Annotated in this window: 12 protein-coding genes; 10 read left to right on the forward strand and 2 right to left on the reverse strand. The window is 66.2% G+C overall.

Translation table 11 applies throughout. From position 1 onward, the window contains the following. Positions 1–5 precede the first annotated feature (5 nt). Complete coding sequence (locus RE429_RS02485) at positions 6–632, forward strand: thymidine kinase (protein ID WP_414472805.1); 627 nt, start codon at positions 6–8, stop codon at positions 630–632. Positions 633–723: 91 nt separating this feature from the next. Here RE429_RS02485 and RE429_RS02490 read toward each other — a convergent pair whose 3' ends face one another. Then, complete coding sequence (locus RE429_RS02490; RefSeq protein WP_414472806.1) at positions 724–1704, reverse strand: tyrosine recombinase XerC; 981 nt, start codon at positions 1702–1704, stop codon at positions 724–726. 93 nt (positions 1705–1797) lie between these two features. Between RE429_RS02490 and RE429_RS02495 the strand changes: the two genes are divergently transcribed. Together RE429_RS02495 and RE429_RS02500 are read left to right on the forward strand one after the other, a co-directional pair. After that, positions 1798–2418: a class I SAM-dependent methyltransferase gene (locus RE429_RS02495; protein WP_414472807.1), complete on the forward strand. Its 621-nt coding sequence runs from the start codon at positions 1798–1800 to the stop codon at positions 2416–2418. A gap of 42 nt (positions 2419–2460) precedes the next feature. Then, positions 2461–4623 (forward strand): primosomal protein N', encoded by a 2163-nt coding sequence (locus tag RE429_RS02500; protein WP_414472808.1) that lies wholly within the window; start codon positions 2461–2463, stop codon positions 4621–4623. Here the strand turns inward: RE429_RS02500 and RE429_RS02505 are convergent. After that, entirely contained in the window at positions 4592–4870 is a 279-nt protein-coding gene (locus RE429_RS02505; protein ID WP_414472809.1) for a hypothetical protein, read from the reverse strand. The two genes, RE429_RS02500 and RE429_RS02505, sit on opposite strands and share 32 nt — an antisense overlap. A gap of 350 nt (positions 4871–5220) precedes the next feature. Between RE429_RS02505 and RE429_RS02510 the strand changes: the two genes are divergently transcribed. The 7 genes from RE429_RS02510 (at position 5221) to RE429_RS02540 (ending at position 11630) form a co-directional block, all read left to right on the forward strand. Next, complete coding sequence (locus RE429_RS02510) at positions 5221–5781, forward strand: histidine phosphatase family protein (RefSeq protein ID WP_414472810.1); 561 nt, start codon at positions 5221–5223, stop codon at positions 5779–5781. 298 nt (positions 5782–6079) lie between these two features. Continuing rightward, entirely contained in the window at positions 6080–6652 is a 573-nt protein-coding gene (locus RE429_RS02515; RefSeq protein WP_414472811.1) for a F0F1 ATP synthase subunit delta, read from the forward strand. Continuing rightward, a complete protein-coding gene (gene atpA, locus RE429_RS02520) occupies positions 6652–8181 on the forward strand; it encodes a F0F1 ATP synthase subunit alpha (RefSeq protein WP_414472812.1) in 1530 nt (509 codons plus the stop codon). The genes RE429_RS02515 and atpA overlap by 1 nt, the downstream gene beginning before the upstream one ends. Before the next feature lie 37 nt (positions 8182–8218). Then, complete coding sequence (locus RE429_RS02525) at positions 8219–9091, forward strand: F0F1 ATP synthase subunit gamma (protein ID WP_414472813.1); 873 nt, start codon at positions 8219–8221, stop codon at positions 9089–9091. Positions 9092–9112: 21 nt separating this feature from the next. Then, positions 9113–10567, forward strand: a complete 1455-nt coding sequence (atpD, locus tag RE429_RS02530) for a F0F1 ATP synthase subunit beta (RefSeq protein ID WP_370435860.1) — start codon at positions 9113–9115, stop codon at positions 10565–10567. A 113-nt stretch (positions 10568–10680) separates the two neighbouring features. Further along, positions 10681–11082: a F0F1 ATP synthase subunit epsilon gene (locus tag RE429_RS02535; protein WP_414472814.1), complete on the forward strand. Its 402-nt coding sequence runs from the start codon at positions 10681–10683 to the stop codon at positions 11080–11082. Between the two features lie 38 nt (positions 11083–11120). Continuing rightward, positions 11121–11630, forward strand: coding sequence for a 2'-5' RNA ligase family protein (locus RE429_RS02540; RefSeq protein ID WP_414472815.1), 510 nt, complete (start codon positions 11121–11123; stop codon positions 11628–11630). Positions 11631–11733 lie beyond the last annotated feature (103 nt).

An 11733-nucleotide genomic window follows, 5' to 3' on the forward strand; every position in this document is an offset into this window, starting at 1 on the left:
GATTCATGGCAAAACTCCACTTCCTCTACTCGGTGATGAATGCGGGCAAGACCACGCATCTCCTGCAGGTTCGTCACAACTACATCGAGAACGGCGGCCATGTGCTGCTGTTCACGAGCCCCATCGACGACCGGTTCGGCGTCGGCAAGGTGAAATCGCGCATCGGCATCGAAGCCGATGCGACGGTTCTGAGGAAGGACGAGGCCGTCGACGCCATCGTGGCGGCCGAGCACGCCAGGAGGAAGGTCACGGCAATCCTCATCGACGAGGTGCAGTTCATGACGGCCGACCAGGTCCGCCAACTCGCCTGGATCGTCGATGAGCTCGGCATCCCGGTCATGGCCTACGGCCTCAAGAACAACGTGTACGGCACGCTGTTCAGCGAAGCGATCCAGGCGATGATGGCCCTGGCCGACGACTTTCAGGAGATCAAGCAGCTCTGTCATTGCGGCCGAAAGGCCACGATGATCCTGAAGTTCGACCCGAACGGCGAGCCCGTGCGCTCGGGCGAGGTGGTCGAGGTCGGCGGCGAGAACCGCTACGTGTCGGTCTGCCGTCCGCATTGGACGAAGGGCGATATCGGCCCCGCCGCGCGCCAGCTTCTGGCCCAGGCCGTCATCGCGGCGGAATAAGGACGTCCGCGGGACCGACGGCAGGCGTTCGTCCGCTCTGTTCCGAAAGCGAGCCCGGGCCGGCTTTGCCGCCCGGGAGGATGACGGACGGCTACTTTGCCCGCGCCCTCGGATGCGCCGCGTCGAAAGCCTCCATGAGCCGTGCCGCGTCCACCTTCGTGTAGAGCTGCGTCGTCGAGAGCGACGCATGGCCCAGAAGCTCCTGGATGCCGCGCAGATCGCCGCCCTTGGCGAGAAGATGCGTGGCGAAGGAATGGCGCAGGGCGTGCGGCGTCGCGCTGTCGGGAAGTCCCAAAGCGCCGCGCAGCTCCTCCACCGCGAGCTGAATGATGCGGGGCGACAGCGGTCCTCCGCGCGCACCGACGAAGAGCGGGCCTTCCGGCGGGACGGCATAGGGGCAAAGGTGAAGGTATTCCTCGACCGCGCGCTGGATCGGCGGAATCACGGGAACGCTGCGCATCTTGCTGCCCTTGCCCGTTACCGTGATCGAATCGATCCCGTTGACGGGCGCATCCCGGCGCTGAAGGCCGAGCGCCTCGGAAATGCGCAGGCCCGCGCCGTAGAGCAGCGACAGCACGGCGGCGTCGCGGGCCAGGATCCAGGGCTTGCGGGCCTCGGAGGCGCGGGTCTCCTTGTCGGTCACCGCCACGGCGGACGAGGCGGAGAGGGGACGCGGCAGGTTCTTGTCGACCTTCGGCGAGCGGATCGCCGCAAAGGCGGAGGCCGTGCCGTGGCCCTCCCGCTCGAGATGGCGCGCGAAGGAACGCAAGGCCGCGAGCTGGCGCATGAGCGAGCGGCTTCCCACGGCCTTCATGCGGCGGGCGGCGAGAAAAGACCGGATATCGAGCGGCTTCAGGCCGAGCACGCCTTTGATGGAGGGGGGCTCGCCCAGATGCTCCGTGAGGAAGGTCAGGAACTGCCGCAGGTCGCGCCCATAGGCCTCCACGGTCTTGGGCGAGAGCCGCCGCTCCTTCGCAAGGCCGTTGAGCCAGGCGATGACCTCCCGGCGGGTATCCTCCGCGCCGGGCAGGACGAGATCGAGGGCTGAAGGTTGGTTCTGTCCGTTGGTCACGGGCCCAATATCGGACGGTGATCTTGCCAAATGATGAAACAGGACGTCCATTGGGGATTGTAATACTGTTTAATTCCCATGGGGAGGATGGATGTGAGCGCCCATGAAGGACATGTGCCGGGCACAGCCGGCTATGCCGAGGCAGCCGATTCGCTGGTCGATTCATATGAGAGCATCACCTTCGAGGATGTCTATCGCCCGGTCCTGGATCTTCTCCCGACAAACGGCCTGGCCCTCGATATCGGGGCGGGGACCGGCCGCGACGCGGCCGCGCTGGCGGCCAGGGGATTTCGCGTCCACGCGGCCGAGCCGACGGCGGAAATGCGCGCGCATGCCCGGCGCCTTCATCCCGATCTCGGCATCGTATGGACGGACGACGCCCTGCCGGATCTCGCGCAGCCGCGTGCCGAAGGTCTCCGCTTCGACCTCATTCTGATGACGGCCGTGTGGATGCATCTCGACGCGGCAGAGCGCGAGAGAGCGCTTCCGAACATCGTTCACCTGCTCGCTCCGGGCGGGCGCTTGTTCATGACGGTGAGAAAGGGCCCTGTTCCGCCGGGACGATGCATGTTCCCCATTCCGATCGAACCGTTGATTGCGGCGGCGAGGACATCCGGCCTCCGTCTTCTGCGGAGCTGCGACTTCCCGGATGTCCTCGGCCGTCACGACGTCAGCTGGACCCTGCTTGCCTTCGAGAGGGAAAATCGGGTCTAAGCATGTCGACCCGATGCACGAGATGGATCCGTTCGTTCTCCGATGGCCTCCAAGATTGCCGATGTCCTCATTCCGCTGGCGCTGGATACGGCCTATTCCTATGCCGTGCCGGACGATCTCCCGCTCGAGGAGGGCGATGTCGTGCAGGTGCCGCTCGCGACCCGGGAGGTGGCGGGCGTCGTGTGGGCCCTGCGCGAAGGGCAGGGCGCCAATTTCAAGAAGGTGACGGGTCTTCTCGAAGGGCCGAATCTGTCGCCTAAGATGCGCAAGTTCATCGATTGGGTGTCCTGGTACACCCTGTCGCCCAAGGGCTCCGCACTCGCCATGAGCCTGAAGTTTCCCGATCCGGACCGTACGGAGGTCGTGCGGGTGGGCGTCAGGCTCACCGAGAGCAGGCCCAAGCGGATGACGCCCGCGCGGCAGAGAGTGATCGAGGTCGCGCAGGATGGCGTGGTGCGCCTGAAGAGCGAGCTTGCCCATGCGGCCGGCGTCAGCCCCGGCGTCATCGACGGGCTCATCGACGAGAACGTTCTCGAAACGCTGACGCTTCTGCAGGAGCCGGTGGCCGGACGGCCCGATCCCGGTTTCGGCGACACCACGCTTTCCGATGGCCAGGGAGAGGCCGCGAGGGCGCTCGTCGCCGCCTCGGGCGAGGAGCACCCGCCCGTCATCCTGCTCGAAGGCGTGACCGGATCCGGGAAGACGGAGGTGTATTTCGAGGCGGTGGCCGAGGCCGTCCGGAACGGCAGGCAGGCTCTGATCCTCATGCCGGAAATCGCCCTCACGGCGCAGTTCCTCGACCGGTTCGCCGCGCGATTCGGGGTCAAGCCCGCGACCTGGCATTCGGGAGTCACGGGCCGCAAGCGCGAGCGACTCTATGCGGCGATCGCCTCGGGCGAGGTCAAGGTGGTGGCGGGCGCGCGCTCGGCTCTGTTCCTGCCCTACGCGGATCTTTCGCTCATCGTGGTCGATGAGGAGCACGAGACCGCCTACAAGCAGGATGACGGCGTGCACTACCATGCCCGCGACATGGCGGTGGTGCGGGGCAAGATCGAAAACGCCATGGTGGTCCTGGCCTCGGCCACACCGTCCATCGAGAGCCGGGTGAATGCGGAGCGCGGACGCTATCGCCACGTCAAGCTCCCAGAGCGCTTCGGCGGACGCTCCATGCCGCAGATCCGCGCCGTGGACCTGCGGCGCGAGCAGGTCCCGAAGGGGCGCTGGCTCTCGCCCTCGCTCGTCGCCTGTGTGGAGGAAACTCTCGGGCGCGGCGAGCAGGCGCTGCTCTTCCTCAACCGCCGGGGATATGCGCCGCTCACGCTCTGCCGTGCCTGCGCCCATCGCTACGAATGCCCGAACTGCTCGGCCTGGCTGGTGGAGCACCGCTTCAGGCGCGCCCTCGTGTGCCATCATTGCGGTCATGTGGAGCGCACGCCGCACGCCTGCGTGGAATGCGGCAGCATCGATTCGCTGGTGCCCTGCGGGCCCGGCGTGGAGCGGATCGCCGAGGAGGTGGCCGAGCTCTTCCCCGACAAGCGCTCCATCGTGCTCTCCAGCGACTTCCCGGGCGGTACGGAGCGGCTGCGGGCGGAACTCGCCGCCATTGCGGCGGGCGAGGTCGACATCGTCATCGGCACCCAGCTCGTGGCGAAGGGGCATAATTTCCCGCTCATGACCCTGGTCGGCGTGCTGGATGCCGATATCGGCCTGACCTCCGGCGATCCGCGCGCCGCGGAGCGAACCTTCCAGATGCTCCAGCAGGTGACGGGCCGCGCCGGGCGCGGCGAGAAGCCGGGGAGGGCGCTCGTCCAGACCTGGCAGCCGGACCATCCGGTCATCGCCGCCCTGGTTTCCGGCGATGCGGAGCGATTCTACGAGGAGGAGACCCGCGTCCGCGAGATGGCGGGCCTGCCGCCCTTCGGACGGCTCGCGTCGCTGATCGTATCGGCGGAGGACCGGGCGGTCGCCGAAGCCCATGCCAGGGCCATGGCCCTGGTGGCGGAGCCGCCTCCAGGCGTCATGGTGCTCGGGCCCGCCGAGGCGCCGCTCGCCCTGATCCGGGGGCGTTATCGCTACAGGCTGCTGGCGAAGACGGAGCGGGAGGTCGATCTCCAGGGCTATCTCCGTGCCTGGATGACCCGTTGTCCGAAGGCGAGGGGCAGCATCCGCGTGTCTATCGACGTGGATCCGCAGAGCTTTCTGTAAGAGCGTTCTCTGCAAGGCTGACCGCGGCGGTCTCGCCGGGCTGCACCCGAATGCCCTTCGGGGCGAGCACGAGGATGGGCTCGCGCGGAGCCGGCCAGGAAGCGAGCTCGGAGAAAGCGAGCTCGGAGGAAGCGACCTTGGAGGACGCGACCTTGGCGCGCACCGTCCTTTCGATCGCCGGGGGCAGGAAGGGATAGCTCCAGAACAGGCCCAAGGCGAGCAGGGTGAAACCGGCGAACAGGCGCATGGGAGCCTCCTTGGGTGAACCACGCATGGCAGCGCCGGTCGCAGAATCGAAATCACGTTTCAGGCTGTAACATTGCGATTCCGAGAATCTTCTCACGCAAAACCGGTTCCCACTTTTGGGTTCGATGCTCTAATGGTGTCGCCCGGCTCCGGCTTCTCAAGGGCGCAAAGGCATATCTGCGAGCGCGTACCTCGATCGGGTCGACCCGAAGACGGTTTTGTGATCGGAAGCGCCTCGCGCGGAAGGGCAGATCCGGCCCTGCGCCCGATGCGCCGGTTGACAATGAACACCGGACGGATCCGCGAAGGTGGATTTCACATTTCCGTCCGGTTCTCCAGCGAAAGGACCCCATGCCCAAGATCGTTCACTGCATCCGCCACGGCCAATCCACCTTCAACGCCCGTTTCGCCGAAACCGGCGAGGACCCGCTGCATTTCGATGCACCGCTCACCGAGCTCGGTCTCAGACAGGTGCAGGAGCGGGCCCGCGAGCTGCACCGGCACCCTTACGAGCTCGTCATCACCACGCCGCTCACCCGGGCGATCCAGACGACCATGGGGCTGTTCGGCGACCATCCGGCGACGCCTCCGATCCATGTGGAATGCCTCCATCGGGAGCATCTGGAGAGCAGCTGCGACGTGGGGCGCGCGCCGGCCCTGCTGATGCAGGACTTTCCGCACCTCACCTTCGACCACCTGGCCGAGGTCTGGTGGCACAATGAGGGCGAGCCGGACCCGCGCGGCTTCGTCTATGAGCCGGGCCACATCTTCGAGGGCCGGGTCGAGCAGTTCCGGCGCTGGCTCGAGGACCGGCCGGAGCGGATGATCGCCGTCGTGGGACACGGCACCTTCTTCAGCCGGCTCACCGGCCGGTCCCTCGGCAATTGCGAGGTCGCCGTCCTGGAACTCTGACCCGGACCTCTGACCCGGACCTTCCGCGCAACGGGCGATGCGGCCCGCGAAAAGTTCGGGCCGGCACGAAACTGCAATCCGTCCCCGGGGCGATGCTTCCGGGCGGGCTCACCGAATTTTTACAGGCCGCTCCTGGCTTAGCTCGCCTTGCGTCCCGGGAAAACCCATGCTAGTGCACCCCCGCCTATGGGCGGAGACGGTCCCGCCTAAGGCTCACTTCCATCGACCCGACGGGTTTCCCGACAGCTCGCTTCAAAGCTCGCCGGTGAGAAACCCGTAACTTGAGAGAGACGATTACGTGGCGCAAAGCGGTTCGCAAGAAGGACCCCTCCTGTCGGGCGTAGCGTTGCGCTATGCATCGGCGCTGTTCGAGCTCGCTCGGGAGGCCAACGCCGTGGACGCCGTCGCCGGCGACCTCGGCCGCTTCGAAGAGATGATCCGGGGCAGCGAAGACCTGCGGCGCCTGATCCGCAACCCCGTTTTCACGGCTGAAGAGCAGTCCCGCGTGATGGATGCCCTCCTGGCGAAGGCCGGAATCGCGGGCCTGGCGGGCAACTTCATCCGCCTGGTGGCCTCCAAGCGCCGCCTCTTCGCCCTTCCGGACATGATTCGCGCCTATCAGGGGTACGTGTCCGACGCGAAGGGGATCGTCCGGGCTCACGTGACCCTGGCAGAGACTCCGTCGGATGCCGTTCTCAACGAAATCAAGGCGGCGCTGCGCGACGTCGCCAAGGCTGACGTCGCTGTCGACGTCAAGATCGACCCGAGCCTCATCGGCGGCCTCATCGTGAAGATGGGTTCCCGCATGGTGGACGCATCGGTGCGCACCAAACTCAATTCCATTCGTCTAGCGATGAAAGAGGTCCGCTGATGGACATTCGAGCCGCTGAGATCTCCGCGATCCTCAAAGAGCAGATCAAGAACTTCGGCACCGAGGCTGAAGTCACCGAAGTCGGTCAGGTCCTGTCCGTCGGTGACGGTATCGCCCGTTGCTACGGCCTCGACAAGGTCCAGGCCGGCGAGATGGTCGAATTCGAGAGCGGCGTGCGCGGCATGGCCCTCAACCTCGAGACCGACAACGTCGGCGTCGTGATCTTCGGCTCCGACCGCGAGATCGCCGAAGGCCAGACCGTGAAGCGCACGGGCGCCATCGTGGACGTGCCGGTCGGCAAGGGCCTCCTCGGCCGCGTCGTCGACGCCCTGGGCAACCCCATCGACGGCAAGGGCCCGATCGAGTTCACCGAGCGTCGCCGCGTCGACGTGAAGGCTCCCGGCATCATTCCGCGCAAGTCGGTGCACGAGCCGATGGCGACGGGCCTCAAGGCCATCGACGCCCTCATCCCGGTCGGCCGCGGCCAGCGCGAGCTGATCATCGGCGACCGTCAGACCGGCAAGACCGCGATCGCCCTCGACACGATCCTGAACCAGAAGCCGCTCAACCAGGGCAACGACGAATCGCAGAAGCTGTACTGCGTGTACGTCGCCGTCGGCCAGAAGCGCTCCACGGTCGCTCAGTTCGTGAAGGCCCTCGAGGACAACGGCGCTCTGGAATACTCCATCGTCGTCGCCGCGACCGCTTCCGATCCGGCCCCGATGCAGTTCCTGGCTCCCTTCGCCGGCTGCGCCATGGGCGAGTTCTTCCGCGACAACGGCATGCACGCCGTGATCACCTACGACGACCTGTCCAAGCAGGCCGTCGCCTACCGCCAGATGTCGCTTCTGCTCCGCCGTCCTCCGGGCCGCGAGGCTTACCCCGGCGACGTTTTCTACCTGCACTCCCGCCTGCTGGAGCGCGCCGCGAAGCTGAACGACGCCAACGGCGCCGGCTCGCTCACCGCTCTGCCGGTCATCGAGACGCAGGCGAACGACGTGTCGGCCTACATCCCGACCAACGTGATCTCGATCACCGACGGCCAGATCTTCCTCGAGACGGATCTGTTCTACCAGGGCATCCGCCCGGCCGTGAACGTCGGCCTCTCCGTGTCACGCGTGGGCTCCTCGGCCCAGACGAAGGCGATGAAGAAGGTCGCGGGCAAGATCAAGGGCGAGCTGGCGCAGTACCGCGAGATGGCGGCCTTCGCTCAGTTCGGCTCCGATCTCGACGCCACGACGCAGCGCCTTCTGAACCGCGGCTCGCGCCTGACCGAACTCCTGAAGCAGCCGCAGTTCTCGCCGCTGAAGATGGAAGAGCAGGTCGCCGTGATCTATGCGGGCGTCAACGGCTACCTCGACAACCTGCCGCTCAACCGCGTGCGCGCTTTCGAGGATGGTCTTCTGGCGCTCCTGCGCGGCAAGCACGCCGACATCCTGGAATCGATCCGCGCTTCCAAGGACCTGTCGAGCGACACCGAAGCGAAGCTCAAGGACGTCGTCCAGGCCTTCGCAAAGTCGTTCTCGTAAGATCCAGCCGGAATTCCGGAGAGGGTAGGGCCGCTCGATGCCGAGCTTGAAAGACCTTCGTAACCGCATCGCCTCGGTCAAGGCGACGCAGAAGATCACCAAGGCCATGCAGATGGTCGCCGCCGCGAAGCTGCGCCGCGCGCAGACCGCGGCGGAGGCCGCGCGTCCCTATGCGGAGCGCATGGCCACGGTGCTCGGCAATCTCGCGTCCGGCATCACGGTCGGGCCCGAGACGCCGCGTCTGCTGGCCGGAACGGGCGCCGACCGGGTTCATCTCCTGGTCGTCTGCACGGCCGAGCGCGGCCTGTGCGGTGCGTTCAACTCCTCGATCGCGCGTCTTGCCCGCGAGCACGCCAACCGGCTCCTCGCCGAAGGCAAGACGGTCAAGATCATCTGCGTCGGCAAGAAGGGCTACGATATCCTGCGTCGCCAGTTCGCCGCGCAGATCATCGATCTCGTCGATCTCCGCTCCGTGCGTCAGATCGGCTTCGAGCAGGCGGATCAGATCGCCCAGAAGGTGCTCGGCCTCTTCGAGGCCGGTGAATTCGATGTGGCAACTCTGTTCTACTCGCGGTTCCGCTCCGTGATCGCCCAGATCCCGACCGCGCAGCAGATCATTCCCGCCCAGATCGAAGCCACCGGCACCGCATCGGACGCGGTCTACGATTACGAGCCCGACGAGGGCGAGATTCTGACGACGCTCCTGCCGCGCAATCTCACGGTTCAGGTCTTCCGCGCGCTCCTGGAGAACGCCGCCTCCGAACAGGGCGCCCGCATGAGCGCCATGGACAACGCGACCCGCAACGCGGGCGAGATGATCAAGAAGCAGACGATGACCTACAACCGGTCGCGTCAGGCGATGATCACCAAGGAACTGATCGAAATCATTTCGGGCGCCGAGGCGCTCTGACGAATCCGAGAGGAGCCTCACATGGCTAACACCGCTAATCCCGCCGGCAACGTCGGCCACATCACGCAGGTCATCGGCGCCGTCGTCGACGTGCAGTTCGAGGGCCATCTCCCCGAGATCCTCAACGCTCTCGAGACCACCAACCAGGGCAACCGCCTGGTGCTCGAAGTCTCGCAGCAGCTCGGCGAGAACACCGTGCGCTGCATCGCCATGGACACCTCCGAGGGTCTGGTGCGCGGCCAGGAAGTTACCGACACCGGAGCCCCGATCTCCGTGCCGGTCGGAGCCGCCACCCTCGGCCGCATCATGAACGTCATCGGCGAGCCCGTGGACGAGGCCGGCCCCATCGTTGGCGAGACCGAGCGCGCCATCCACCAGCCCGCTCCGTCCTATGCCGAGCAGTCCACCGAGGGCCAGATCCTCGTGACGGGCATCAAGGTCGTCGACCTGCTCGCTCCCTACGCCAAGGGCGGTAAGATCGGCCTCTTCGGCGGTGCAGGCGTCGGCAAGACCGTGCTCATCATGGAGCTCATCAACAACGTCGCGAAGGCGCACGGCGGCTACTCCGTGTTCGCCGGCGTCGGCGAGCGCACCCGCGAAGGCAACGACCTCTATCATGAGATGATCGAATCGCGCGTAAACGTGAACCCGGCCGAGAACAACGGCTCGGCCGCCGGTTCCAAATGCGCTCTCGTGTACGGCCAGATGAACGAGCCCCCGGGCGCCCGCGCCCGCGTCGCGCTCACCGGCCTGACGGTCGCCGAGCACTTCCGCGACCAGGGCCAGGACGTGCTGTTCTTCGTGGACAACATCTTCCGCTTCACCCAGGCAGGGTCCGAGGTGTCGGCGCTTCTCGGCCGTATCCCCTCGGCCGTGGGCTATCAGCCGACGCTCTCCACCGACATGGGCGCCCTGCAGGAGCGCATCACCACCACCACCAAGGGCTCGATCACCTCGGTGCAGGCCATCTACGTGCCCGCAGACGATCTGACCGACCCGGCGCCGGCCACGTCCTTCGCCCACCTCGACGCCACGACCGTGCTGTCGCGTTCGATCGCCGAGAAGGGCATCTACCCGGCCGTGGACCCGCTCGACTCGACCTCGCGCATGCTGTCCGCCGCCATCGTCGGCGAGGAGCACTACAACGTCGCCCGTCAGGTCCAGCAGGTGCTGCAGCGCTACAAGGCGCTCCAGGACATCATCGCGATCCTGGGCATGGACGAGCTCTCGGAAGAGGACAAGCTCTCCGTGGCCCGCGCCCGCAAGATCGAGCGCTTCCTGTCGCAGCCCTTCCACGTGGCGGAAGTGTTCACCGGCTCGCCCGGCAAGCTCGTCGCGCTTGAAGACACCATCAAGGGCTTCAAGGGCCTCGTCGACGGCCAGTACGATCACCTCCCTGAGGCCGCCTTCTACATGGTCGGCACCATCGAGGAAGCGATCGAGAAGGCCCAGCGCCTCGCGGCCGAAGCTGCTTAATTGAACGTATGGCTCGTCCCGGAGCGTGCCCTCACGCTCCGGGACTCGCTTTTAAAGCCTGTCTCCAACGACCCCGGACCGCTCCCTCGAGCGGCGGATGACGAGAAGTTCAGATGGCCACCTTCACTTTCGAACTCGTCGCTCCCGAGCGCGTGCTGTTCTCAGGCTCCGTCGACGCGGTTGTCCTGCCCGCGAGCGAAGGCGACATGACGGTTCTCGCCGGTCACGCGCCGACGATGACGACCCTCAAGACCGGCTTCCTCGTCATCACGAGCAATCCCGGCAACGGCCGTCGGGTGCTGGTGCGCGGCGGATTCGCCGACATCAACCAGAACGGCCTCACGGTGCTGGCCGAGCGCGCTCTTCCCGAGGAGGAGCTGACGCAGGAGGTCCTGGACAAGGAAATCCTCCAGGCCGAGATGATCTGGGACTCCACCGCGGAGCCCGCCGCCAAGCACGCCGCCGAATCGACCATCGCGCAGCTGCGCGAAGCCAAGGCGGCGCTGAACTACTGAATCGAAACAACCCGGCCCCGAGCCGGGTTTTTCTTGGCATGACCAAGTCTGCGCCTCTGATCCTGACCCTTGCTCTCGACGAGCGCTCCTTCGCCTTTCTCGACGAAAAGAGGCGGCGCTATTTCCCGCCCGAGCGAAACTTCATTCCGGCGCATCTGACGCTATTCCACCAGCTGCCCGGCGAGCGGGTTGCCGCCATCCAGGATGTCCTTGAACGAACCTGCCGGGAACGGGCCCGATTCCCGCTGAGCGTCACCGGCCTGCTCTCGCTCGGACGCGGCGTCGCCTACACGCTCGACGCTCCCGAACTCACGGGTTTTCGCAGCGGCCTCGCTCGTGAATGGGCGCCCTGGCTGACGGCTCAGGACAGGCAGAAGCACCGGCCCCACGTCACGGTCCAGAACAACGTCGATCCCAAAGACGCGAGCGACCTGCTGGCAAGGCTCACGGCCGAGTTCGTGCCGTTCGAAGCCACAGGCATCGGGGTGGATCTCTGGTGGTATCGCGGCGGTCCGTGGGAGCAAGTCGGGCGCTCCGCGTTCCGTTGACCGGCAAGGCAGTCCCTCTGACCGGCAAGGCAGTCCCCGGCTCCGAAGATGGAGATGCCCGGTGCAAGACCGGGCATCACGGGAGACACGAGCGATCCGACGA

Origin of the sequence: Microvirga sp. M2, from assembly GCF_047497095.1 — a bacterium.
Classification (GTDB): domain Bacteria; phylum Pseudomonadota; class Alphaproteobacteria; order Rhizobiales; family Beijerinckiaceae; genus Microvirga.